The following is a 25,864-nucleotide window of genomic DNA, read 5'->3' as shown; positions in this document are numbered from 1 at the left end:
TTAAGCCGTTTTCAGCTCGCCGACCGGACGGGCAGGCGCAACTGGGGGATAGTACGGTTCGTTATGACGCGCTTTAGCGCGCAGGCCTTCCGGCACTTCATATAACGCCCCGAGATGCTGGTATTGCTGCGCCATGTCGAGATATTTCGCACTGCCGAGCGTATCCAGCCAGCGGAACGCGCCGCCGTGGAACGGAGGGAAACCAAGGCCGTAGACCAGCGCCATATCCGCTTCGGCCGGGCTTGCGATAATGCCTTCTTCCAGACAACGCACTACTTCGTTGACCATCGGGATCATCATGCGGGCGATGATCTCTTCGTCGCTGAAATCACGTTTGGCCTGGCTTACGCCTGCCAGCAGATCTTCAACGGCGGCATCGTCCTCTTTCTTCGGCTTGCCTTTGCTGTCTTCTTTATAGCGCCAGAAGCCCAGACCGTTTTTCTGTCCAAAGCGATTCGCCTCGAACAGCGCGTCGATGGCGTCACGATAATCTTTCTGCATACGCTGCGGGAAACCAGCGGCCATAACGGCCTGCGCGTGGTGCGCGGTGTCGATGCCGACCACGTCCAGCAGATACGCCGGGCCCATCGGCCAGCCGAACACTTTTTCCATCACTTTGTCGACTTTGCGGAAGTCCGCGCCGTCGCGCAGCAGCTGGCTGAATCCGGCGAAGTACGGGAACAGCACGCGGTTGACGAAGAAGCCCGGGCAGTCGTTGACCACAATCGGGGTTTTGCCCATTTTGCTGGCCCACGCCACCACTTTGGCGATGGTTTGATCGGAGGTTTTTTCCCCACGAATCACTTCAACCAGCGGCATACGGTGAACAGGGTTAAAGAAGTGCATCCCGCAGAAGTTTTCCGGGCGTTGTAGCACGCTTGCCAGCTCGCCGATCGGAATGGTCGAGGTGTTGGACGCCAGAACCGTATCCGGGCGCACTTTCTCTTCCGTTTCGGCCAGCACTGCTTTTTTCACTTTCGGGTTTTCGACGACCGCTTCAACGACCACGTCCACGCGGTCGAAACCGCTATAGTCCAGCGTCGGCTGAATAGTTGCAATCACGCCCGCCAGCTTCAGGCCATCAATCTTGCCGCGCTCGAGCTGTTTGTTGAGCAGCTTGGCCGCTTCGTTCATGCCGAGCGTCAGGGATTTCTCGTTAATATCTTTCATCACCACCGGCACGCCTTTCCAGGCCGACTGGTAGGCGATACCGCCGCCCATAATGCCTGCGCCGAGAACCGCCGCGTGTTTTGGCGTTTCCACATTTTTGGTGAGCTGTTTGGCTTTCCCTTTCACGAACTGATCGTTGAGGAAAATGCCGACCAGCGCGCGCGCTTCGCTGGTGTGCGCCAGCGGGACGAAGCTTTGGTTTTCTAATTTCAGCGCTTCGTCGCGGCCAAAGCGTGCAGCGGCTTCGATGGTTTTCACCGCGGTGATCGGTGCCGGATAGTGTTTGCCTGCCGTCTGCATCACCATGCCTTTGGCGATGGTGAAGCTCATGGTGGCCTCAATTTTGCTGAGTTTCAGCGGGTCAAGCTTCGGCTGGCGTTTGGCTTTCCAGTCGAGATCGCCCTTAATCGCCTGACGTAAAATGGCGATGGCCCCGTCGCGCAGTTTTTCTGCCTTCACCACGCCGTCGATCAGGCCGATTTTCAGCGCCTGATCCGCGCCCACATCTTTACCGGCGGCGATGATCTCCAGTGCGCTGTCCGCGCCCAGCATACGTGGCATACGCACGGAACCGCCAAAGCCCGGCATGATGCCCAGCTTGGTTTCCGGCAGACCGATACGCAGATCCGGCGTGGCGAGACGATAGTCTGTCGCCAGCACACACTCGCAGCCGCCCCCCAGCGCGTAGCCGTTGACGGCAGAGATGGTCGGGACAGGAAGATCTTCCAGGCGGTTAAAGACGCTGTTGGCAAAATGCAGCCACTGGCTGAGCTGTTCTTCCGGCACCTGGAACAGGGAGAGGAACTCGGTGATATCGGCACCGACAATAAAGGCCGCTTTCTCGGAACGCAGCAGCAGCCCTTTCAAATCAGCTTTTTTTTCGAGGACATCCAGCGCGTGGCCGAGGCTGGCCACCGTCGCGGTGTCGAGTTTGTTGACTGAGCCGGGGGCATCGAACACCAGTTCGGCGATGCCATCTTCCAGCCAGTCTACGTACAGGGTGTCGCCTTTGTAGAGCATGTCAGTCTCCTGAATCCAGCAATTGGATCTGGTCATACCAGATGAAGTCGAGTGTGGAATTTATGTTAATAAAATGCAAATCACTCATTAAATAATTGCTGCATTGATCACGCTCGGTGGAAATCACGCAGTAAAAGCGAGGTGTGCTAAGATGCGAAGACTTGAGCTCAATAAAGAAAGGAAGAATGATGGACTCACTGGCCTCACTTTATAAAAATCATATTGTTACGTTACAGGAACGTACCCGCGATGTACTGGCTCGCTTCAAGCTCGATGCGCTGCTGATTCACTCCGGTGAGCTGGTCAACGTCTTCCTGGACGACCATCCGTACCCGTTCAAGGTCAATCCACAGTTCAAAGCCTGGGTGCCGGTGACACAGGTGCCGAACTGCTGGCTGCTGGTGGATGGCGTGAATAAGCCGAAGCTGTGGTTTTATCTGCCGGTCGATTACTGGCACAACGTCGAACCGCTGCCGACCAGTTTCTGGACCGAAGAAGTGGAGGTGATTGCCCTGCCAAAAGCCGACGGAATCGGCAGCCAGCTGCCTGCTGCGCGCGGTAACATCGGCTATATCGGTCCGGTGCCGGAACGTGCTCTGGGTCTGGATATCCCGGCGGATAACATCAACCCGAAAGGCGTGATCGATTATCTGCACTATTACCGCTCGTATAAGACCGACTATGAACTTTCCTGCATGCGTGAAGCGCAGAAAACGGCGGTGAACGGTCATCAGGCGGCTCATGAAGCCTTCCTGTCCGGGATGAGCGAATTCGATATCAATCAGGCGTATCTGACTGCCACAGGCCATCGTGATACCGACGTGCCTTACAGCAATATCGTGGCGTTGAACGAGCACGCATCCGTGCTGCACTACACGAAACTGGACCACCGCGCACCGGCCGAGATGCGCAGCTTCCTGCTGGATGCGGGCGCTGAGTACAACGGCTATGCGGCCGATCTGACCCGTACCTGGGCGGCGAACGCGGACACCGATTTCGCGCATCTGATCAAAGACGTGAATGACGAGCAGCTGGCGCTTATTAGCACCCTGAAAGCGGGGACCAGCTACGTTGATTACCATATTCAGTTCCATCAACGCATCGCCAAACTGCTGCGTAAGCACCAGATTGTGAAGGACATCAGCGAAGAGGCGATGGTCGAAAACGATCTCACCGGGCCATTTATGCCGCACGGGATTGGTCATCCGCTGGGTCTGCAGGTTCACGATGTGGCGGGCTTTATGCAGGATGATACCGGCACCCATCTGGCAGCACCGTCGAAATATCCGTATCTGCGCTGCACCCGCGTGCTGCAGCCGCGCATGGTGCTGACCATCGAGCCGGGCATTTACTTCATCGATTCTCTGCTACAGCCGTGGCGTGAAGGCCAGTTCAGCAAACACTTCAACTGGCAGAAAATCGAAGCGCTGAAACCGTTCGGAGGCATCCGTATTGAAGATAACGTGGTTATCCACGAAAACAGCATCGAGAACATGACGCGAGATCAGAAACTGGCGTGATGGATAGCTGGCTGATACCGGCTGAGCCGGTCATCTTCGTCGAAGAGATCAAAAAGAGCCGCTTTATCACGCTGTTGGCTCATACCAACGGCGTGGAGGCGGCGAAGGCGTTTGTCGAATCCGTTCGCGCGGAGCACCCCGATGCCCGTCACCACTGCGTGGCGTGGGTCGCCGGTCCGCCGAATGATTCTCAGCAGCTTGGCTTTTCTGATGATGGTGAACCCGCAGGCACGGCGGGGAAACCGATGCTCTCTCAGCTGATGGGAAGTGGCGTCGGAGAGATCACCGCGGTAGTGGTTCGCTACTACGGCGGCATTCTGTTAGGAACCGGTGGGCTGGTCAAAGCCTACGGCGGAGGTGTGCAGCAGGCGCTTAATCTGCTGAAGACAGTCCGCAAAACGCCACTGACCGAATATACTTTGTTGTGTGATTACGCTCAGTTATCTGGCATCGAAACGCTGCTTAAGCAATTTAACGGCGTGATTGTGCAGAGTGATTACCAGGCGACGGTCCAATTACGCGTGGCGCTTCCTCAGGCGGAACAGGCGGCTTTTTCAGCAAAACTGGCTGATTTTAGTCGTGGTGCGTTGCAATTACTGCCGATTGAAGAATAATCCCCACCTTACTTTTTGAATACCAAAGGAACGGCAGAGATGCATTTTCGTGCCATAACCCGAATCGTTGGACTGCTGGTCATACTTTTTTCCGGGACGATGATCCTCCCAGGGCTGGTAGCGCTTATCTATCGGGACGGCGCGGGGCGCGCGTTCACGCAGACCTTCTTCGCCGCGCTGGTGATTGGCTCGATTCTCTGGTGGCCTAACCGCCGTGAGAAGGGCGAGCTTAAGTCCCGCGAGGGCTTTCTGATTGTGGTGCTGTTCTGGACCGTGCTGGGGAGCGTGGGTGCTCTGCCGTTTATCTTCGCGGAACAGCCGAATCTGACCGTCACCGACGCCTTTTTTGAATCTTTCTCAGGGCTTACAACCACGGGCGCCACCACGCTGGTGGGGCTGGACTCGTTGCCGCACGCCATTCTCTTCTATCGCCAGATGCTGCAGTGGTTCGGCGGGATGGGGATCATCGTGCTGGCCGTGGCGATCCTGCCGATACTGGGCGTCGGGGGGATGCAGCTCTATCGCGCGGAAATGCCGGGGCCGCTGAAAGATAACAAGATGCGCCCGCGTATCGCCGAGACGGCAAAAACGCTCTGGTTTATCTACGTATTACTGACCGTCGCCTGTGCGCTGGCCCTGTGGTTTGCCGGGATGCCTGCTTTCGATGCGATTGGACACAGCTTCTCAACGATTGCGATTGGTGGGTTCTCGACTCACGATGCCAGCGTCGGCTACTTCGATAGCCCGACCATCAACACCATTATTGCTATCTTCCTGCTGATCTCCGGGTGTAACTACGGCCTGCACTTCTCTTTATTAAGCGGGCGCAGCCTGAGGGTCTACTGGCGTGACCCAGAATTCAGAATGTTTATCGGCGTCCAGCTGACGCTGGTGATCATCTGCACTCTGGTGCTGTGGTTCCACGATGTTTACAGCTCGGCGGTCACGACCGTTAACCAGGCCTTCTTCCAGGTGGTGTCGATGGCAACCACCGCGGGCTTTACCACCGACAGTATCGCCCGCTGGCCACTGTTCCTGCCGGTCCTGCTTCTGTGTTCTGCTTTTATCGGGGGCTGTGCGGGGTCGACGGGCGGGGGATTGAAGGTCATCCGTATTCTGCTCCTGTTCAAACAGGGCAACCGTGAACTGAAACGTCTGGTGCACCCGAATGCGGTTTACAGCATAAAGCTTGGCAACCGTGCGCTGCCGGAACGTATCCTTGAAGCGGTGTGGGGCTTCTTTTCTGCCTACGCGTTGGTCTTTATCGTCAGCATGCTGGCGATTATCGCCACCGGCGTGGATGATTTCTCGGCGTTTGCTTCCGTGGTGGCGACGCTCAATAACCTGGGCCCTGGGCTCGGCGTGGTGGCGGATAACTTTGCCAGCATGAATCCGGTCGCGAAATGGATCCTGATTGCCAACATGCTGTTTGGTCGTCTGGAGGTGTTTACGCTGCTGGTACTGTTTACCCCAACATTCTGGCGCGAGTAAGGAATTATCTGGTGAAGACATTAATTTTATTCTCGACGCGTGACGGTCAGACGCGTGAGATTGCTTCTTATCTGGCGTCTGAGTTGAAAGAGCAGGGCATATACGCTGACGTGGTGAATCTCAATCGTACTGAAGAGATCCACTGGGCGGATTACGATCGCGTGGTGATTGGTGCCTCTATACGTTACGGCCATTTCCATCCGGCGCTGGATCGCTTTGTGAAAAAGCACCTCGATACCTTAAAGAGTCTGCCGGGCGCGTTCTACTCTGTGAACCTCGTTGCACGTAAGCCAGAAAAGCGCACGCCGCAGACCAACAGCTATACGCGCAAGTTCCTGCTGAACTCGCCATGGCAGCCGGAGCTCTGCGCCGTCTTTGCGGGGGCGCTGCGTTATCCACGTTATAGCTGGTATGACCGCTTTATGATCCGCTTGATTATGAAGATGACCGGCGGCGAAACCGATACGCGTAAAGAAGTGGTGTATACCGACTGGCCGCAGGTGGCCGGTTTTGCCCGGGAAATCGCGCAATTAACCGGCAATTCGCATGTTTAATCAACGTCGAGTTTGAAAAATAAGCGAACGATAAGTTTTTTGAATTTTATGCTTGTCACTTCCGAAGAACTCCCTATAATGCGCCTCCACTGACACGGAACAACGGCTTACAGGCCGCCGGGTTAGCGGGGTTCAGCGATGAACACCGACAGAGAAAAGCGAAAATAAAGCTTGACTCTAAAGCGGGAAAGCGTAATATGCACACCCCGCGCCGTTGAGAAAAACGAAGCGGCACTGCTCTTTAACAATTTATCAGACAATCTGTGTGGGCACTCAAAGTGACATGGATTCTAAACGTCGCAAGACGCTAAATGAATACCAAAGTCTCTGAGTGAACATACGTAATTCATTACGAAGTTTAATTCACGAGCATCAAACTTAAATTGAAGAGTTTGATCATGGCTCAGATTGAACGCTGGCGGCAGGCCTAACACATGCAAGTCGAGCGGTAGCACAGGAGAGCTTGCTCTCTGGGTGACGAGCGGCGGACGGGTGAGTAATGTCTGGGAAACTGCCTGATGGAGGGGGATAACTACTGGAAACGGTAGCTAATACCGCATAACGTCGCAAGACCAAAGAGGGGGACCTTCGGGCCTCTTGCCATCAGATGTGCCCAGATGGGATTAGCTAGTAGGTGGGGTAATGGCTCACCTAGGCGACGATCCCTAGCTGGTCTGAGAGGATGACCAGCCACACTGGAACTGAGACACGGTCCAGACTCCTACGGGAGGCAGCAGTGGGGAATATTGCACAATGGGCGCAAGCCTGATGCAGCCATGCCGCGTGTATGAAGAAGGCCTTCGGGTTGTAAAGTACTTTCAGCGAGGAGGAAGGCATTGTGGTTAATAACCACAGTGATTGACGTTACTCGCAGAAGAAGCACCGGCTAACTCCGTGCCAGCAGCCGCGGTAATACGGAGGGTGCAAGCGTTAATCGGAATTACTGGGCGTAAAGCGCACGCAGGCGGTCTGTCAAGTCGGATGTGAAATCCCCGGGCTCAACCTGGGAACTGCATTCGAAACTGGCAGGCTAGAGTCTTGTAGAGGGGGGTAGAATTCCAGGTGTAGCGGTGAAATGCGTAGAGATCTGGAGGAATACCGGTGGCGAAGGCGGCCCCCTGGACAAAGACTGACGCTCAGGTGCGAAAGCGTGGGGAGCAAACAGGATTAGATACCCTGGTAGTCCACGCCGTAAACGATGTCGACTTGGAGGTTGTTCCCTTGAGGAGTGGCTTCCGGAGCTAACGCGTTAAGTCGACCGCCTGGGGAGTACGGCCGCAAGGTTAAAACTCAAATGAATTGACGGGGGCCCGCACAAGCGGTGGAGCATGTGGTTTAATTCGATGCAACGCGAAGAACCTTACCTACTCTTGACATCCACGGAATTTAGCAGAGATGCTTTAGTGCCTTCGGGAACCGTGAGACAGGTGCTGCATGGCTGTCGTCAGCTCGTGTTGTGAAATGTTGGGTTAAGTCCCGCAACGAGCGCAACCCTTATCCTTTGTTGCCAGCGGTTCGGCCGGGAACTCAAAGGAGACTGCCAGTGATAAACTGGAGGAAGGTGGGGATGACGTCAAGTCATCATGGCCCTTACGAGTAGGGCTACACACGTGCTACAATGGCGCATACAAAGAGAAGCGACCTCGCGAGAGCAAGCGGACCTCATAAAGTGCGTCGTAGTCCGGATTGGAGTCTGCAACTCGACTCCATGAAGTCGGAATCGCTAGTAATCGTAGATCAGAATGCTACGGTGAATACGTTCCCGGGCCTTGTACACACCGCCCGTCACACCATGGGAGTGGGTTGCAAAAGAAGTAGGTAGCTTAACCTTCGGGAGGGCGCTTACCACTTTGTGATTCATGACTGGGGTGAAGTCGTAACAAGGTAACCGTAGGGGAACCTGCGGTTGGATCACCTCCTTACCTGAAAGAACCTGCCTTTGTAGTGTCCACACAGATTGTCTGATGAAAAATAAGCAGTAAAAAATCTCTGCAGGCTTGTAGCTCAGGTGGTTAGAGCGCACCCCTGATAAGGGTGAGGTCGGTGGTTCAAGTCCACTCAGGCCTACCAAATTCGCCTCCGTGCTGCGTTATGGCGATGCTCACATACATAAGTATGCTTCGCATCACCACGCCTTGCCCGGAAACGAATTAGGGTAACAGAGATTCAGTTTTTGCGATGGGGTTATAGCTCAGCTGGGAGAGCGCCTGCCTTGCACGCAGGAGGTCTGCGGTTCGATCCCGCATAGCTCCACCATCCTTTTTACTGCGAAAAAACAAGAAAACTTCAGAGTGTACCTGAAAAGGTTCACTGCGAAGTTTTGCTCTTTAAAAATCTGGATCAAGCTGAAAATTGAAACGACACGCTGCATCTGTTCTCCGTAATAAGAACAGAATGACAGTGTGTTCGAGTCTCTCAAATTTTCGCAACACGAGATGTTTTACGAAACATCTTCGGGTTGTGAGGTTAAGCGACTAAGCGTACACGGTGGATGCCCTGGCAGTCAGAGGCGATGAAGGGCGTGCTAATCTGCGATAAGCGTCGGCGAGGTGATATGAACCTTTGACCCGGCGATACCCGAATGGGGAAACCCAGTGTGTTTCGACACACTATCATGTCATGAATACATAGTGGCATGAGGCGAACCGGGGGAACTGAAACATCTAAGTACCCCGAGGAAAAGAAATCAACCGAGATTCCCCCAGTAGCGGCGAGCGAACGGGGAGGAGCCCAGAGTCTGAATCAGCGCGTGTGTTAGTGGAACGGTCTGGAAAGTCCGACGGTACAGGGTGATAGTCCCGTACACAAAAATGCACACGCTGTGAACTCGAAGAGTAGGGCGGGACACGTGGTATCCTGTCTGAATATGGGGGGACCATCCTCCAAGGCTAAATACTCCTGACTGACCGATAGTGAACCAGTACCGTGAGGGAAAGGCGAAAAGAACCCCGGCGAGGGGAGTGAAAAAGAACCTGAAACCGTGTACGTACAAGCAGTGGGAGCCTCTTTTATGGGGTGACTGCGTACCTTTTGTATAATGGGTCAGCGACTTATATTCTGTAGCAAGGTTAACCGTATAGGGGAGCCGAAGGGAAACCGAGTCTTAACTGGGCGTTAAGTTGCAGGGTATAGACCCGAAACCCGGTGATCTAGCCATGGGCAGGTTGAAGGTTGGGTAACACTAACTGGAGGACCGAACCGACTAATGTTGAAAAATTAGCGGATGATTTGTGGCTGGGGGTGAAAGGCCAATCAAACCGGGAGATAGCTGGTTCTCCCCGAAAGCTATTTAGGTAGCGCCTCGTGAACTCATCTTCGGGGGTAGAGCACTGTTTCGGCTAGGGGGCCATCCCGGCTTACCAACCCGATGCAAACTACGAATACCGAAGAATGTTATCACGGGAGACACACGGCGGGTGCTAACGTCCGTCGTGAAGAGGGAAACAACCCAGACCGCCAGCTAAGGTCCCAAAGTCATGGTTAAGTGGGAAACGATGTGGGAAGGCACAGACAGCCAGGATGTTGGCTTAGAAGCAGCCATCATTTAAAGAAAGCGTAATAGCTCACTGGTCGAGTCGGCCTGCGCGGAAGATGTAACGGGGCTAAACCATGCACCGAAGCTGCGGCAGCGACGCTTAGGCGTTGTTGGGTAGGGGAGCGTTCTGTAAGCCGTTGAAGGTGTCCTGTGAGGGGTGCTGGAGGTATCAGAAGTGCGAATGCTGACATAAGTAACGATAAAGCGGGTGAAAAGCCCGCTCGCCGGAAGACCAAGGGTTCCTGTCCAACGTTAATCGGGGCAGGGTGAGTCGACCCCTAAGGCGAGGCCGAAAGGCGTAGTCGATGGGAAACAGGTTAATATTCCTGTACTCGGTGTTACTGCGAAGGGGGGACGGAGAAGGCTATGTTAGCCGGGCGACGGTTGTCCCGGTTTAAGCATGTAGGCGGAAGGTTTAGGTAAATCCGGACCTTTATTAACGCTGAGGTGTGATGACGAGGCACTACGGTGCTGAAGTAACAAATGCCCTGCTTCCAGGAAAAGCCTCTAAGCATCAGGTAACATCAAATCGTACCCCAAACCGACACAGGTGGTCAGGTAGAGAATACCAAGGCGCTTGAGAGAACTCGGGTGAAGGAACTAGGCAAAATGGTGCCGTAACTTCGGGAGAAGGCACGCTGGTGTGTAGGTGAAGTCCCTGCGGACGGAGCTGAAACCAGTCGAAGATACCAGCTGGCTGCAACTGTTTATTAAAAACACAGCACTGTGCAAACACGAAAGTGGACGTATACGGTGTGACGCCTGCCCGGTGCCGGAAGGTTAATTGATGGGGTTAGCTGTAAGGCGAAGCTCTTGATCGAAGCCCCGGTAAACGGCGGCCGTAACTATAACGGTCCTAAGGTAGCGAAATTCCTTGTCGGGTAAGTTCCGACCTGCACGAATGGCGTAATGATGGCCAGGCTGTCTCCACCCGAGACTCAGTGAAATTGAACTCGCTGTGAAGATGCAGTGTACCCGCGGCAAGACGGAAAGACCCCGTGAACCTTTACTATAGCTTGACACTGAACACTGGTCCTTGATGTGTAGGATAGGTGGGAGGCTTTGAAGCGTGGACGCCAGTCTGCGTGGAGCCAACCTTGAAATACCACCCTTTAATGGCTGGTGTTCTAACGTAGACCCGTGATCCGGGTTGCGGACAGTGTCTGGTGGGTAGTTTGACTGGGGCGGTCTCCTCCTAAAGAGTAACGGAGGAGCACGAAGGTTAGCTAATCCTGGTCGGACATCAGGAGGTTAGTGCAATGGCATAAGCTAGCTTGACTGCGAGAGTGACGGCTCGAGCAGGTGCGAAAGCAGGTCATAGTGATCCGGTGGTTCTGAATGGAAGGGCCATCGCTCAACGGATAAAAGGTACTCCGGGGATAACAGGCTGATACCGCCCAAGAGTTCATATCGACGGCGGTGTTTGGCACCTCGATGTCGGCTCATCACATCCTGGGGCTGAAGTAGGTCCCAAGGGTACGGCTGTTCGCCGTTTAAAGTGGTACGCGAGCTGGGTTTAGAACGTCGTGAGACAGTTCGGTCCCTATCTGCCGTGGGCGCTGGAGAATTGAGGGGGGCTGCTCCTAGTACGAGAGGACCGGAGTGGACGCATCACTGGTGTTCGGGTTGTCATGCCAATGGCATTGCCCGGTAGCTAAATGCGGAAAAGATAAGTGCTGAAAGCATCTAAGCACGAAACTTGCCCCGAGATGAGTTCTCCCTGACTCCTTGAGAGTCCTGAAGGAACGTTGAAGACTACGACGTTGATAGGCTGGGTGTGTAAGTGCAGCGATGTATTGAGCTAACCAGTACTAATGAACCGTGAGGCTTAACCTTACAACGCCGAAGATGTTTTGGCGAAAGCAGAGACGAAGATTTTCAGCCTGATAACAGATTAATCGACATGCGGAAATGCGTGTTGATAACAGAATTTGCCTGGCGGCTTTAGCGCGGTGGTCCCACCTGACCCCATGCCGAACTCAGAAGTGAAACGCCGTAGCGCCGATGGTAGTGTGGGGTCTCCCCATGTGAGAGTAGGGAACTGCCAGGCATCAATTAAGTGAAGAGGCCATCCGCAAGGATGGCCTTTTTGCGTTTTTGTCGAACATCAGATCCCTCTCACGACGCAGCAAACTAATCCCCCATCCCCGCACATATACGGTAAACTATCCCTGATTTTGCATCAGGATAGCATCTATGAATCACTCCCTTAAGCCCTGGAATACCTTTGGCATTCAACGTAATGCCAACAATATCGTGCGCGCCGAAAACGCTCAGCAACTGCTCGACGCGTGGAAAACCGCCACTGAAAATCACCAACCTGTCCTGATCCTCGGCGAGGGGAGTAACGTTCTCTTTCTTGATGATTTCGCCGGTACGGTCATTGTGAACCGCATTTCAGGTATTGATGTCACCGAGACTGAAGACAGCTGGCATTTGCACGTCGGGGCAGGTGAAAACTGGCACAAGCTGGTGCAATTCACCCTCGAGCATGGGATGGCTGGCCTGGAAAATCTGGCACTTATTCCCGGATGTGCAGGATCGTCCCCTATTCAAAATATCGGTGCCTACGGCATCGAGCTGAAACATGTTTGCGAATACGTCGACTGCATCGAGCTGGCGACGGGCAAAGCCAGCCGGTTGACGGCCGAGCAATGCCGTTTTGGCTACCGCGACAGCATCTTCAAACATGAATACCAGGATCGCTATGTCATTGTTTCTGTAGGCTTGCGTCTGGCAAAAGAGTGGCAGCCGGTCTTAACCTACGGTGATTTGACGCGTCTGGATCCGCAAACCGCAACGCCTCGCGATGTGTTTGATGCCGTGTGCCACATGCGCATGACCAAACTGCCCGACCCGAAGGTGAATGGTAACGCCGGTAGCTTCTTCAAAAACCCGGTGATCGGTAGCGAAACGGCACAAGCCCTGCTCGCACAATGGCCCAATGCGCCACATTATCCGCAGGCGGATGGCAGCGTAAAACTGGCCGCGGGCTGGCTAATCGATCAATGTCAGCTCAAAGGCGCGGTCGAGGGTGGCGCAGCGGTGCATCGCCAGCAGGCACTGGTGCTCATCAATGAGAATAATGCGACCAGTGAAGATGTCGTGCGCCTGGCCCATCACGTTCGCCAGTGCGTGGGCGATAAATTCAACGTCTGGCTTGAGCCGGAAGTCCGCTTTATTGGTCGTACTGGTGAAGTGAACGCCGTGGAGACAATTGCGTGAAAGATAACACCGTCCCGTTAACACTGATTAGCATTCTGGCTGACGGAGAGTTTCACTCTGGCGAGCAGCTGGGTGAACGCCTCGGCATGAGCCGCGCGGCAATCAACAAGCACATTCAAACCCTGCGCGACTGGGGCGTGGATGTCTTCACCGTTCCGGGAAAAGGCTACAGCCTGCCCGAACCCATCCAGTTACTGGATGAAGAGGTGATTTGTCGTCAGCTTGACCAGGGGAAAGTGACGGTCTTACCGGTTATCGATTCAACCAACCAGTATTTACTCGACCGCATCAGCAGCCTCAACTCGGGTGACTGCTGCGTCGCCGAATATCAGCAGGCCGGACGTGGTCGCCGTGGGCGCAAGTGGTTCTCGCCTTTTGGCGCCAACCTCTATCTGTCGATGTTCTGGCGTCTTGAGCAAGGTCCCGCCGCCGCCATTGGCTTAAGTCTGGTGATTGGCATCGTGATGGCCGAAGTGCTGCACGATCTGGGCGCAGACAAAGTCCGCGTAAAATGGCCGAACGATCTCTATCTGAACGATCGTAAACTGGCCGGTATTTTAGTCGAACTGACGGGCAAAACCGGAGATGCCGCGCAGATCGTGATCGGCGCAGGTCTCAACATGGTGATGCGCCAGGTGCAGTCTGACATCGTCAATCAGGGCTGGATCACGCTGCAGGAAGCGGGCATCACCATCGACCGCAATACCCTCGCCGTTCGTCTGATTAAAGATCTGCGCGACGCGTTGACGCTCTTTGAGCAGGACGGGCTGGCACCGTTCCTCTCCCGCTGGGAGAAGCTCGACAACTTTATTCATCGCCCGGTGAAACTGATCATTGGCGACAAAGAGATCTTCGGTGTTTCCCGCGGTATCGATGCTCAAGGGGCGCTCTTGCTTGAGCAAGATGGCGTTCTTAAGCCGTGGGTTGGCGGTGAAATCTCACTAAGAAGTGCGGAATAACCTGAGGGAGCCTGTGGCTCCCTTTTTTATCACTTTGTTCGCCTCCCCCCTAAAATGGTAGGGATATAAATAATATTAACCAGAATAAGGGGTTAACGATTCCCATAAAATAATAACGACGAAAATGTATTTCAAGATATTTCACAGCGTAACGTTTTATTAAAGTAAGAATCATCCTGGTCAGTCTTTAGTTCTTTGTAATTCAATTTTATCCATACAGAGCACTGCTTTTAAAGTCAAAACTGAATGTTAATCCCCTTGGTTCCGCTTAACTAAAACCAAAAACACTTCGGTATTTTTCTGGGTTAAAAACAGTTAGCATGTGTCGAGTAGATGATTATGCATATGCTGTAAATAAGTCTTTCAGTAATAAAACCATAATTTAAACATGCCAAAAATAAGCGTGCGGGTAAAACCGTAACGTGACTGTACACCTACACCTGAATAAAACACGTCTGTTGATCGTCAATGGCCACTAATGACAAACCGTGGTGTGTACATTATTTATTTGTAAATCATGAGTATAACTATGAATCATTATGATGATTTGCAGCGATTTAAGGATAAAACGCGCAATCAAGCGCTCGATTTCAAAGACTTTTCTGTTCAAAACCAGGCGAGCGATCAGGGGAGTTGGGCCATTCTCAACCAGCTGACGCCTCAGACGGAAACCCAGGCGTTTGCGCAAGGCGGGCACGTTTCCGTCGCCGCACCGCAGCCCGTGAGCGCCGAAACTTTCACGCTGGCCGAAGCCGCTCCAGTGGCAGAAATCGTCACTGTCGACGTGGTTCCCGCTCATGCCCCGTCGATTTTCCAGGGCGTCGCTGAACAGCTGGCTACCCAACCAGAGACTCCATCCGCACCCATACCAGCACCGACTCCGGTCCGCGCCGCTGCGCCAGTACCGGTTCAGGCTCCGACGGATGTGAATTTCTCACGCCTGTTTGCGCCCGCCACAAGCACGCCAAAACCCGCCGCTGAAAAGAATCAGCCCCTGAATTCCCTGCTGGAAAGGATCGCCTCATGCCGTTAATTTGCGTTTGCTCGCCAAAAGGCGGCGTGGGGAAAACGACCATGACCGCCAACCTGGCTTACGCCCTGGCGCGTTCGGGAAGCAAAGTGCTGGCGCTGGATTTCGATGTGCAAAACGCGCTTCGTCTGCACTTCGGCGTTCCGCTTTCCGACAGCCGCGGTTACGTGGCCAAAGCCGCGGAATCCTCCGACTGGAGCCAGTTTGTCCTCACCGCCGGCGGAAACCTGTTCGTGCTGCCGTACGGCGATGCCAGCGAAGAGCAGCGCATGGCGTTTGAGGAGCGACTCACCAATGATGAGCACTTTCTCACGCGCGGGCTGAGCACGCTGCTCAACTATCCGGGCCTGATTATCGTCGCCGATTTTCCTCCTGGCCCATCACCGGCGTTAAAAGCCATGTCGCGGCTGGCCGATCTGCATTTGATCACTCTGCTGGCGGATACCGCGTCCCTCTCTCTGCTGCCGCAAATTGAGAATCAGCGCCTGACGGGCGGGGTGCTCAACCACAAAGCCGGGCACTATTTCGTTCTCAACCAAAGCGACAACCGCCGTCAGATCAGTCGGGATGTCACCACCTTCGTCGAGAATAAACTCGGCGATAAGCTACTGGGTGTGGTTCACCGCGACGAAAGTGTCGGGGAAGCCAACGCCTCACAACAGTCCGTCTTCGACTTTAGCCCGGCCTCAGCCGCCGCCTTCGACATTGAGCTTATCGCCAAAAAAGTCGCCGGCATTCTGGGCGTCAAAGTGGGTGACGGGACTGTTCACACCCTTCCGCGTAAGTCAGGGTTCTAAATTCACCCAGGGCGACCTATGAAAAAGTTTCTTTTTATTTTGCTGACGTTAGCAATGATCCCCATTGCGCTGCTGATCGTCATTACGCCGATGGACAGCCAGAAACAATATATCTTTGGCTTTATCAGCATTGGCCTGCTGTTTTTAATGGGCTTCAGCAAAAGACGCAGTATTTCTGTGATTATGGTGGTGATGTCATTATTGATGTCGACCCGCTATATGTATTTCCGCCTGACGCAAACTCTGCATTTTAATTCCGAGATTGAGACGATTCTCGGGATGGGTTTATTCCTCGCCGAGGTCTACGTCTGGGTGCTGCTCCTGCTGAACTACCTGCAAACCATCTGGCCGCTCAAGCGCGAGATTGTTCCGCTGCCGGACGACATGTCGCTCTGGCCGACGGTCGACGTCTACATCCCGACCTATAACGAATCGCTGGACGTGGTACGCGACACGGTGCTGGCCGCGCAGTGTATCGACTACCCGCGCGACAAAATGAAAATCTACCTGCTCGATGACGGTAAGCGCCGCGAGTTCGCCGTCTTTGCGGCGGATGTCGGCGTGGGATACATCACGCGCAACGACAACTCCCACGCGAAAGCGGGCAACCTCAACCACGCGATGAAGCTCACCCAGGGCGAGCTAATCACCGTCTTCGACTGCGACCACGTCGCCACGCGCATTTTCCTGCAGGCGACGGTGGGCGGATTCCTGAAAGATCCGAAACTGGCGCTGGTGCAAACGCCGCACTACTTCTACTCGCCCGATCCGTTCGAGCGTAACCTCTCCGTCGGGCGCAACATCCCGAACGAAGGGACTCTGTTCTACGGCCCGATTCAGCAGGGCAACGACAACTGGAACGCGACCTTCTTCTGCGGCTCCTGTGCGGTGATCCGCCGCAGCGCGCTGGAAGAGATCGGTGGCTTCGCCGTGGAAACGGTGACGGAAGATGCCCACACCGCGCTGAAGATGCAGCGTCTCGGCTGGAAATCCGCGTTCCTCGATATCCCGCTGGCCGCCGGTCTTGCCACCGAGCGTCTGGTCCTGCACGTGATTCAGCGTACCCGCTGGGCGCGCGGGATGACGCAGATTTTCCGTCTGGACAACCCGCTCTTTGGTCGCGGCCTGACCATTCAGCAGCGCCTGTGCTACCTCAGCGCCATGCTCTATTACCAGTTTGCTCTGCCGCGCATCGCCTTCCTGACCGCGCCGCTGGCCTATCTGCTGTTTAATCTCAACATCATCCACTCGTCGGCGGGCCTGGTCTTTGCCTACGCGCTGCCGCATCTGTTCCTGGCGATTTACCTCAACTCGCGCATGAACGGCCGCTATCGCTACAGCTTCTGGGGTGAAATCTACGACTTAGTGCTGGCGTTCCACCTGGTGCTGCCGACCGTCGTCACCATGGTGTTCCCGAAACGCGGCAAGTTCAACGTGACGGACAAAGGGGCGCTGCTCAACGTCGGTTACTTCGATTTCCGCGTCGTGCGCCCGCATCTGGTGATTGCGATCCTGTTAGGTATTGGCGTCATCGCCGGCATTGTCCGCGCCTGCGCCCATGACTACTACGGCGTGGACCCAAGCGTGATCGCCCTGAACGTCGGCTGGGGACTCTACAGCCTGATCTTCCTGCTGGCGGCGATCGCCGTCGCCCGTGAAACGCGCCAGACGCGCAAAACCATCCGCATCGACGTCAAAATCCCGGTGCTGATCCACTACGCCAGCGGTATCTCTTCCCGCAGCCAGACCGCCGATCTGTCGATGGGCGGCTGCCGCGTGGAGCTCCCTGACGAGCGCCATCTGACGGACGACATCGAAGAGGTCGAACTGCTCCTGCAATCCGGCGCGATCAGCATTCCGGTGAAAGTGGTCGCCACGGACGAACAGTTTATCCGCCTGATGTTTGAAGATATCCCCCTGGCGCGCCGCCGTGAGCTGGTGCGCGTGGTGCTGGCCCGTGCCGATGCATGGATCCAGCCGCCAAAACCGCAGGACAACCCGTTCCGTTCGCTGCTGACCATCGTGCGCTGCGTGTTTGATCTCTTCTGGCTGACGTGGAAAACGCGCCGGGAGAACCGCCGCGCGCAGGCGCAGGTCCAGGAGGACGGCAACGCATGAAACAGCTGACAAAACTCACTTTGCTTGCGGCATCGCTGTTTGCGCTGCCGCTGCACAGCGAAGAAACCACCGTCGAATCGCTGCTGCCGGTAGACATGCCTGCACCGGCACCGGCGGCGCTCCCGACGTTCGTTCCCTCGACGGTGAACAGCATCAGCGTGGCGCAAATGGGCCAGCCGCAGGGGCTGGTGCTGAGCGGCGGCCAGCTGCAGGGCGGGATGAACTTCACCCTGCCGGTCGACCAGGTGATCACCAACGCCCAGCTTTCGCTGAATGTGAAAGTCTCGCCCGCGATGGCGACGCGCAACGCCACTATGCAGCTGATGCTCAACGGCCAGCCGCTGGGCACCGTGCCGCTGGGCGCGGCGGACAGCGACATCTCCCGCTTCCAGCTGGACATTCCGGCGGCGCTGCTGGTCTCCAGCAACAACCTGAGCCTGAAAATCAACGACGGCGACGCGATGCAGTGCCAGCGCGATCTGTCGGATAAATATCGCGTCACCATCCTGCCGGATTCGCGCTTCGAGCTGGAAGGGCAGCAGCTGGATATCGGCTCGGACCTGAGCCATTTCCCGCGCCCGTTCTTCGACAGCATGCAGATGACCCCTGCGGCGATCGCCTTTGCCTTTGGCTCGACGCTCAGCAGCGATGCCCTCAGCGCCGCGGCGTTGATCTCCTCGTGGCTCGGTATTCAGGCCGATTATCGCGGCGTCTCCTTCGCGGCGCTGCACGACCGGCTACCGGAGAAAAACGGCATTCTGATCGGCCATCCGGGCGACAAAATCGGCGGCCTGACACTGCCGCAATCCACCCAGCCGATGCTACAGGTGATCGATAACCCGGCGAATCCGGTGTACAAACTGCTGTTGGTTGTCGGGAACGACGAAGCGGCGCTGCGCACCGCGGCATGGCGACTGACGCGCGGCAACTTTGCCCTGCAAACCGCCAGCACCACGATCCCTGCGCAGACGATCCCGGCGAGCAAACCTTACGACGCCCCGCGCTGGATCCCGACGGATCGTCCGGTGAAGCTCTCGGAGCTGATCCGCAAGGATCAAAGCCTGACCGTCACCGGGATCTGGCATGCGCCTCTGCGCGTGGCGTTCCGCGCCGCGCCGGATCTGTTCCTGTGGGACGGCGAAACCATTCCGCTGCACATCGGCTACCGCTTCCCGACGGAGAGCTGGATTGACGAAAATCGCTCCTGGCTCAGCATGACCATGAACGACACCTTCCTGCACAACCTGCCGGTCAACAAACAGGGCGCGCTGGAAACCTTGTGGCACAAAGTGGGCGGCGACGCGCGGCAGGAGAAGTTCGATATGCCGCTGGAGCCGTACATGATCTACGGTGATAACCAGCTCTCGCTCTACTTCAACATCACCGCGAAAGAGAACGCGCCGTGCAGCGTGCTGCTGAACAACAACATCAAGAGCCGCATCGATGAGGACTCGTGGATCGATCTGAGCCACACGCGTCACTTCTCGCTCCTGCCGAATCTGTCGTACTTCGTCGGCGCGTCGTTCCCGTTCACCCGTCTGGCGGACTACTCCCAGACGGTGCTGCTCCTGCCGGAACAGCCGACGGAAACCCAGATCGCCACGCTGCTGGATATGGCCGCGCGCTCCGGTAACGCCACCGGCACGGCGCTTTACAACAACCGCGTGGTACTCGGCGTGCCAACGGCGGGCGGCAACCTTGAACTGCTGCGCACCCGCGACGTACTGGCGGTGAGCGGCATGGCGCAGCACGATTTCAACCAGGCCCTGCTGAACGAATCGCCGTTTACCTCCCACGACAACACCCTGGGCGTGCGCACGCCGACCACCTGGCAAAAACTGCAGCGCTGGCTGGCGGGCGACTGGACCTCCGACGGCGTTGAAGCTGATCGTTACTTCTCCTCCAACGAAGCGTGGCGCGGGTTTGTCAGCTTCCGCTCCCCGTGGAGCAGCGATCGCCTGGTGGTGATAGCGCTCGGCAGCAACGACGACCAGCTCTCCCGTCTGCATGACGACTTAACCTCCGCGCGCATCAACGCCGGGATCCGCGGCGACGCGGCGATCATCACCAACGAAAACGGCGTACGCAGTTTCCGCGTCGGCTCGCAGTTCCCGAGCGGCGAAATGCCGACCCAAATGATGATTGTCTGGTACGCCAACCAGCACTCGGCCCTGCTGGCGATCCTGGGTCTGATCATGAGTTCGCTGACCGGTCTGGGCCTGTACGCCTGGCTGAAAAAGCGTGCGCGTAAGCGCCTGAATCCGGAGAGCGGAAAGTGAAAAAAATAACCTTAAAATCGGCGATCTGTCTTTCCGGCGTGCTGGCGTTTGGCGGCGCGGCGCAGGCCGCACAAAACGAGGCGGCGCTGAAAGCGCTGTTTGACCAGGCCAACTACTGGCACGAAAAGTCTCACGACGATCTGGCGAGCGAGTCGCTGAAAAAAGTGTTGATGGTCGATGCCAACAACACCCAGGCGCTCTATCTGATGGCGCTGTGGGCGCAGCAAAACGGCGATTTGCAGGCGGCGGCGCTGTGGCGCGCGCGGCTGGCAAAAGTCTCGCCGAATGATGGCGGTTTGCAGGCGCTGGATAACGCCAAACAGATGACGCAGGTTCCGCAGGGCACGCTGACCCTGGCCCGTCAGCAGGCGCGCAGCGGCAATATTCCGGCGGCCCTTGAGACCTGGAAAACCCTGTTCAACGGCGACACCCCGCCCGCAAGCCTGGCGCCGGAGTATTACCAGACGATGGGCAGCGATAAATCGCTCTATCCACAAGCGCTGACCGAACTGCAGCGTTTTGCGGCGCAGAATCCGCAGGACAACGCCGCGCGTGTGGCGCTGGGTAAAATGCTTACCTGGCAGGAGAGCACGCGCCGCGACGGGATTATCCAGCTCCAGCAGATGGCGAGTGGCAGCAAAGACGCGGACGCCGGTTTACGTCAGGCTCTGCTGTGGTTAGGCCCAAAAGCGGGCGACGAGCAGTTCTACGACACCTGGCTGCAGCGCCATCCGCAGGACAGCGAAGTCCAGGCCTACTACCGCAAAAACGTCGGCGGTACGGCGAAAGGCGAAGGCTATACCGCGCTCAACAGCGGGAATACGGACGCGGCGAAGCGCCAGTTTGAACAGGTGCTGCAAACCAACCCGCAGGACGCCGATGCACTCGCCGGGATGGGCTACATCGCTCAGCGCAGCGGGGATTATCAGGCCGCCGCACAATATCTGGGACGTGCCGCCAGTCAGGGCGGCGATGCCTCTACGGAACGCCAGCAGCAGGCCGATGACGCCGCCTTTTACGGTCAGCTCGCCCAGGCGCAGCAGGCGCTGAAAGAGGGCAATGTCAGCCAGGCGCTGGCGCTCTCGGCCCCGCTGGTGCAGCAGAGCGGCGAACGCGGCACGGCGGCGAAGCTGTTCCGCGCCGATGTCCTGCGCCACAACAAAGATTATCCGCAGGCCGAACAGACTCTGCGCGAGCTGGTGAACCAGCAGCCGAACAACGGTGCCGCGCGGGAAAATCTCTATTACGTCCTGAAAGAGCAGAACAAAACCGACGAAGCCCAGGCGATGCTGCGCACGCTTCCGGCCAGCTTGCAGGCGAAACTCCAGCCGCGCGTAGTGTCCGGTTTGCCGGGCGATCCGATCCGCCGTCAGGCGCAGCAGGCCGCCGCCAATGGCAACACCCCGCAGGCGATTGCGATTCTGCGCGAGGGGATTTCCCGACTGCCGGACGATCCCTGGTTACGTCTCGATCTGGCGCGTTTGCTGCAAAAATCCGGTGCCGACGGCGAAGCCGCCTCGGTGATGCAGCCTGCGTTCCGTCAGGGTGCGGGGGCCAGTTCGTTGTACGCGGCGGCGTTGTTCGCCAGCGAAAACGGGGCGTGGCAGCAGTCGCAAACCATTCTGTCGCGCATCTCTCCGGCCAGCCAGACGCCGCAGATGCGTGAGCTGGCCCAGCGGGTGAACTACAACCTGCAGATGGCGACAGCAGAACGCTATCTGGCGCAGGGCAATTCCGTTGCGGCGGCCAATACCCTGAAAACCCTCTCCACGCGTCCCCCGGGAAACCCGGCGGATGCGGGCAAACTCGCCAGAATGCTGGCGCAGAGCGGCGATCTGACCGGCGCGGTGGCCGTCGTGCGCAGCAACATGCGTGAGGGCGTGCAGGGTAACGCGGGCGATTACGCCGATCAGGTTTCCGTCCTCAACCAGGCCGGGCTGAGTAGCGAAGCCCAGAGCTTCCTCTCGAACCCGGAACTGCTGTCGCGCAGCACGCCAACTCAGCTGGCGGGTGTGCGGAACGGATACGTCATCAACGAAGCGGACCAGCTGCGCGAGCAGGGTAACTATGCGGCGGCGTACGACAAGCTGATCCGCGCCCTGCAAAGCGACCCGCAAAACACTGACCTGATGTTCGCGATGGCGCGTCTGTATCAGACCGGCAAGATGAACAAAGAGGCGGGCGTGGTTTACGACTACCTGATGACGCGCGACACGCCGGATCAGGATGCGCGCGCGGGCGCTATCGACGTGGCGCTGGCCGAAGACAACGTGACGAAGGCGAAACAGCTCGCCAACGGTCTGCAAACCAATAACTCTCCTGAGCGTCTGGTCTTGCTGGCGCGTCTGGAAGAGGCGCAGGGCAACCATCAGCAGGCGATGACCTATCTGCGCAGCGCGCGCGGCAAACTGCTGGGGCTGCAATCCACCAACAGTTCGGCCACGCCGACGATGGGCGGTTTGCTGCTGGCGGATAACCCGTTCACCACCACCAGCCGCACCGCGCAGGCGGTGGGCACCACGGCCTCCAGCGACAGCGGGCTGCCGTGGCAACTGGCGCAAACGGCACGCGAGCCAGGCTCGACGCTGCCGGGCACCACGCGCCCCGATCTGCCTCAGGAGACGGCCCAAAGCCGCACTCTGCGTCAGGTCGACGACATGATGCAGCAGATGAACGAGCAGACAGGCATGTGGCTGCAGGGCGAGGTCGACGTGCGCGGGCGCGATGGCGAATCGGGCACCAGCAAGCTGACGGAAGCCAAAGCGCCGCTTACCTGGTCCAGCTCGCCGTTTGGCGAATCGCGCTTTGAATTTACCGCCACGCCGATCACCCTCAGCGCAGGCAGCGCCAGCGGTGACGCATGGCGTCGCTTCGGCTCCAATCCGCTGGCGAACGCCGCATCGAACATGGTTTCCACGGCGACCAACGAGCAGAAAGCCATTGCGGCAATGAACGCCACGGAGCGCGCGACTTATCTCGCCGCGCATCCGGGGGCCGCCGCGCTGGTGGATTTAGGCACGCTGGACAGCAACGACTTCAACCTCACCAGTTCCGACGGTCAGCTGAACCTGGCGAAGCTCGGGGCTTACGACAGCGGTCGGGTCGGGGAGTACCTTGAAGCCTCAAACCTGAAAGCGAACGTCAATCAGCCGGGTGATGTCTCGACGGACTCGCAAAAAGCGAACGGCGTGGAGCTGAACATGGCGCTGAGCGGGAAGGATTATCGTCTGGATGTCGGTAGTACGCCTCTCGGGCAAGATCTCAGTACGCTGGTGGGCGGCGTGAAATGGTCGCCGAAACTCACCAATTATCTGTCGCTGATCATGACCGGGGAGCGCCGCGCGGTCACGGACAGCCTGCTGTCCTACGTCGGTCTGGAGGACAAATACTCCGGTAAACGCTGGGGGCGCGTCACCAAAAACGGCGGCAGCCTGCAGCTAAGCTATGACGACGGCGACGCCGGTTTCTACGCGGGCGGCGGCGGTTACAGCTATCTCGGCGAAAACGTGGCAAGCAACACCAGCATCAATGCCAACGCCGGGGTTTATCTGCGCCCGTATCACGACGATTTCCGCGAGGTGAAAACCGGGCTCAGCATGAGCTGGATGGATTTCTCGAAAAACCTTAGCCAGTTCACCTTCGGTCAGGGCGGCTATTTCAGCCCGCAAAACTACGTCAGCGTCTCGCTGCCTGTCGACTATTCGCAAAAAATCGACAACTGGAAGCTGAAACTGGGCGGCTCCGTGGGCTACCAGTCTTACAGCCAGGACAGCAGCGATTACTTCCCGACTAACGACAGCTGGCAGCAGCTGCTGGAAGGGGCCGTGGAGAGCGGGTTTGCCAAAGAGGCCCGCTACAAAGGCACCTCCGAAAACGGGATCGGCTACACGATGCGCGCCGGGGTCGATTACACCGTCAACAAAGACATGACCATCGGCGGCAAAGTGGGTTACGACACCTTTGGCAGCTATAACGAAAGTACAGCGGGACTCTATTTCCGCTACATGCTGGGAGATAAATAATGACAACGACGATGGATAATCCCGCGGTGCTGAGCTGGTTTCGCGCGCAGCAAACGCCGGAAGGCTGGTTCGATCTGCTGGCGCTGATGGTAGACGGCATGGTGCGCAACGTCGGCGAACTCGAAAGCCAGCCGTTCCTGCATCAGATGGGCGTGGCGCTGGCCGAACAGTTCCCGCTTCCGCCGTCAGCAACCGTCGGCGAGCTGGAAGCGAACATCAACGCCCAACTGGCGCGTTTTGGCTGGGGCTGCGTGGAGTTAGACACCCGCGAGACCGATTTAACCCTGCGCCATCAGGCGCTGCCCGTCAGCCGCAACGAGGATCGGCAAACCCGCTGGTGTCACGCCTTCTGTGCAATACTGGAAGGGCTCTATGTCCGCTGGATGCAAGGGCAGGGCGGGAAAGCGCATGTGACGGTCAGTCGCGAGCGCATTTTTTCGATATCGGACGTGCAGTTCCGTTACCACAACCCACAGTGAGTGAATGATGAGAAAGCCCGCATGCGCCGCACTGGCGGTCATGATGAGTCTCTGTTTTTCGTCGTTTTCCGAGGCCGGTCAGGCCTGGGAGAGCTATAAGGCGCGCTTTTTAATGCCGGATGGCCGCATTGTCGATACCGGCAACGGCAACGTCTCCCACACGGAAGGGCAAGGTTTTGCCATGCTGATGGCGGTGGCGAGCGACGACAAAGCGGCGTTTGATAAGCTCTGGCAGTGGACTGACACGACGCTCAAGAACAAAGAGAACGGTCTGTTTTACTGGCGCTATAACCCCGTCGAACCAGACCCGATTACTGACAAAAACGATGCCACCGATGGCGATACGATGATCGCCTGGGCGCTGTTAAAAGCCGACGCCCGCTGGCATGACCCACGTTACAGCGCCGCCTCGGATGCCATCACCAAAGCGCTGGTCTCGCACACGGTGATCCGCTACGCGGGCCAACGCGTGATGCTGCCTGGCGCGAACGGATTTAACCTCAACAGCGAAGTGATCCTCAATCCGTCGTACTTTATCTTCCCCGCGTGGCAGGCCTTTGCCGATCGCACCCATCTGCAGGTGTGGCGCGAGTTGATCAAAGACGGACAAACGCTGCTCGGCAAGATGGGCTCCGGCACGGCCAATCTGCCGACCGACTGGGTTTCGCTGGCGGCAGGCGGCAAACTCACGCCCGCCAAAGCCTGGCCGCCGCGCATGAGCTACGATGCGATCCGCATTCCGCTGTATCTGCACTGGTATAACCCGCAAAGCCCGCAGCTCACGCCGTGGCGCAGCTGGTTTGGGCAGTTCAGCCGCGAGAAAACCCCGGCCTGGGTGAATGTTACGACCAACGAGTATGCGCCTTACATGATGGAAGGCGGTCTGCTGGCGGTGCGTGATTTAACGATGGGGCAGGCGATGAGCGAACCGGAGATTACGGCGAAGGATGACTATTATTCGGCGAGTCTGAAGATGCTGGTGTGGGTGTCGGGGCGGTAACTGTAGTGCGGTCTGGTGCCCTCACCCCGGCCCTCTCCCACAGGGAGAGGG

General features: G+C 57.1%; 14 protein-coding genes, 2 tRNA genes and 3 rRNA genes. 18 read left to right on the top strand and 1 reads right to left on the bottom strand.

The annotated features are described in order from the left end of the window. Complete coding sequence (gene fadB, locus AC3WS9_RS21270; protein WP_492490211.1) at positions 1-2,190, bottom strand: fatty acid oxidation complex subunit alpha FadB; 2,190 nt, start codon at positions 2,188-2,190, stop codon at positions 1-3. A gap of 188 nt (positions 2,191-2,378) precedes the next feature. Between fadB and pepQ the strand changes: the two genes are divergently transcribed. The 18 genes from pepQ (at position 2,379) to AC3WS9_RS21180 (ending at position 25,813) form a co-directional block, all read left to right on the top strand. After that, on the top strand, positions 2,379-3,710 hold the full coding sequence (pepQ, locus tag AC3WS9_RS21265; protein ID WP_492490354.1) for a Xaa-Pro dipeptidase: 1,332 nt from the start codon (positions 2,379-2,381) through the stop codon (positions 3,708-3,710). Then, positions 3,710-4,324: an IMPACT family protein gene (locus AC3WS9_RS21260; protein ID WP_285154643.1), complete on the top strand. Its 615-nt coding sequence runs from the start codon at positions 3,710-3,712 to the stop codon at positions 4,322-4,324. Before pepQ ends, AC3WS9_RS21260 begins: the two co-directional genes overlap by 1 nt. A gap of 39 nt (positions 4,325-4,363) precedes the next feature. Further along, positions 4,364-5,815 carry a Trk system potassium transporter TrkH gene (trkH, locus tag AC3WS9_RS21255; protein WP_095283848.1) on the top strand — a complete coding sequence of 484 codons (1,452 nt, stop codon included), beginning with the start codon at positions 4,364-4,366 and terminating at the stop codon, positions 5,813-5,815. Between the two features lie 11 nt (positions 5,816-5,826). After that, positions 5,827-6,369, top strand: a complete 543-nt coding sequence (gene hemG / locus AC3WS9_RS21250) for a menaquinone-dependent protoporphyrinogen IX dehydrogenase (protein ID WP_282493948.1) — start codon at positions 5,827-5,829, stop codon at positions 6,367-6,369. A gap of 380 nt (positions 6,370-6,749) precedes the next feature. Next, positions 6,750-8,291: ribosomal RNA gene (locus AC3WS9_RS21245) — 16S ribosomal RNA — on the top strand. A gap of 71 nt (positions 8,292-8,362) precedes the next feature. Then, positions 8,363-8,439: transfer RNA gene (locus AC3WS9_RS21240), tRNA-Ile, on the top strand. A gap of 110 nt (positions 8,440-8,549) precedes the next feature. Continuing rightward, positions 8,550-8,625: transfer RNA gene (locus AC3WS9_RS21235), tRNA-Ala, on the top strand. Between the two features lie 208 nt (positions 8,626-8,833). Then, positions 8,834-11,740 (top strand): 23S ribosomal RNA (locus AC3WS9_RS21230). A gap of 98 nt (positions 11,741-11,838) precedes the next feature. Then, positions 11,839-11,954 (top strand): 5S ribosomal RNA (gene rrf, locus AC3WS9_RS21225). Together the 16S, 23S and 5S rRNA genes with 2 tRNA genes alongside form the textbook arrangement of a ribosomal RNA operon. A 146-nt stretch (positions 11,955-12,100) precedes the next feature. Continuing rightward, a complete protein-coding gene (gene murB, locus AC3WS9_RS21220) occupies positions 12,101-13,129 on the top strand; it encodes a UDP-N-acetylmuramate dehydrogenase (RefSeq protein ID WP_492490210.1) in 1,029 nt (342 codons plus the stop codon). Beyond that, a complete protein-coding gene (birA, locus tag AC3WS9_RS21215) occupies positions 13,126-14,088 on the top strand; it encodes a bifunctional biotin--[acetyl-CoA-carboxylase] ligase/biotin operon repressor BirA (RefSeq protein ID WP_282492830.1) in 963 nt (320 codons plus the stop codon). Before murB ends, birA begins: the two co-directional genes overlap by 4 nt. Before the next feature lie 529 nt (positions 14,089-14,617). Further along, positions 14,618-15,121 carry a cellulose biosynthesis protein BcsO gene (gene bcsO, locus AC3WS9_RS21210; RefSeq protein WP_492490209.1) on the top strand — a complete coding sequence of 168 codons (504 nt, stop codon included), beginning with the start codon at positions 14,618-14,620 and terminating at the stop codon, positions 15,119-15,121. After that, entirely contained in the window at positions 15,112-15,915 is an 804-nt protein-coding gene (bcsQ, locus tag AC3WS9_RS21205; RefSeq protein WP_285146066.1) for a cellulose biosynthesis protein BcsQ, read from the top strand. The genes bcsO and bcsQ overlap by 10 nt, the downstream gene beginning before the upstream one ends. A gap of 18 nt (positions 15,916-15,933) precedes the next feature. Continuing rightward, a complete protein-coding gene (bcsA, locus tag AC3WS9_RS21200; protein WP_285150161.1) occupies positions 15,934-18,033 on the top strand; it encodes a UDP-forming cellulose synthase catalytic subunit in 2,100 nt (699 codons plus the stop codon). After that, entirely contained in the window at positions 18,030-20,312 is a 2,283-nt protein-coding gene (bcsB, locus tag AC3WS9_RS21195) for a cellulose biosynthesis cyclic di-GMP-binding regulatory protein BcsB (RefSeq protein WP_492490208.1), read from the top strand. The genes bcsA and bcsB overlap by 4 nt, the downstream gene beginning before the upstream one ends. Then, a complete protein-coding gene (locus AC3WS9_RS21190) occupies positions 20,309-24,334 on the top strand; it encodes a cellulose biosynthesis protein BcsC (RefSeq protein WP_492490207.1) in 4,026 nt (1,341 codons plus the stop codon). The genes bcsB and AC3WS9_RS21190 overlap by 4 nt, the downstream gene beginning before the upstream one ends. Further along, on the top strand, positions 24,334-24,813 hold the full coding sequence (gene bcsD, locus AC3WS9_RS21185; protein ID WP_282492836.1) for a cellulose biosynthesis protein BcsD: 480 nt from the start codon (positions 24,334-24,336) through the stop codon (positions 24,811-24,813). The genes AC3WS9_RS21190 and bcsD overlap by 1 nt, the downstream gene beginning before the upstream one ends. A 7-nt stretch (positions 24,814-24,820) precedes the next feature. Next, entirely contained in the window at positions 24,821-25,813 is a 993-nt protein-coding gene (locus tag AC3WS9_RS21180) for a family 8 glycosyl hydrolase (RefSeq protein WP_492490206.1), read from the top strand. The last annotated feature ends 51 nt before the right edge of the window (positions 25,814-25,864 follow it).

It is taken from the genome of Lelliottia sp. EB106-05-01-XG201 (assembly GCF_058791735.1).
This window is presented reverse-complemented; position numbering and strand designations above follow the sequence as displayed.

Coding starts and splice junctions, on each gene's coding strand:
- bcsA (WP_285150161.1), top strand. CDS start 15,934: ATGAAAAAGTTTCTTTTTATTTTGCTGACGTTAGCAATGATCCCCATT.
- bcsQ (WP_285146066.1), top strand. CDS start 15,112: ATGCCGTTAATTTGCGTTTGCTCGCCAAAAGGCGGCGTGGGGAAAACG.
- bcsO (WP_492490209.1), top strand. CDS start 14,618: ATGAATCATTATGATGATTTGCAGCGATTTAAGGATAAAACGCGCAAT.
- murB (WP_492490210.1), top strand. CDS start 12,101: ATGAATCACTCCCTTAAGCCCTGGAATACCTTTGGCATTCAACGTAAT.
- pepQ (WP_492490354.1), top strand. CDS start 2,379: ATGGACTCACTGGCCTCACTTTATAAAAATCATATTGTTACGTTACAG.
- AC3WS9_RS21260 (WP_285154643.1), top strand. CDS start 3,710: ATGGATAGCTGGCTGATACCGGCTGAGCCGGTCATCTTCGTCGAAGAG.
- bcsD (WP_282492836.1), top strand. CDS start 24,334: ATGACAACGACGATGGATAATCCCGCGGTGCTGAGCTGGTTTCGCGCG.
- trkH (WP_095283848.1), top strand. CDS start 4,364: ATGCATTTTCGTGCCATAACCCGAATCGTTGGACTGCTGGTCATACTT.
- bcsB (WP_492490208.1), top strand. CDS start 18,030: ATGAAACAGCTGACAAAACTCACTTTGCTTGCGGCATCGCTGTTTGCG.
- fadB (WP_492490211.1), bottom strand. CDS start 2,190: ATGCTCTACAAAGGCGACACCCTGTACGTAGACTGGCTGGAAGATGGC.
- AC3WS9_RS21180 (WP_492490206.1), top strand. CDS start 24,821: ATGAGAAAGCCCGCATGCGCCGCACTGGCGGTCATGATGAGTCTCTGT.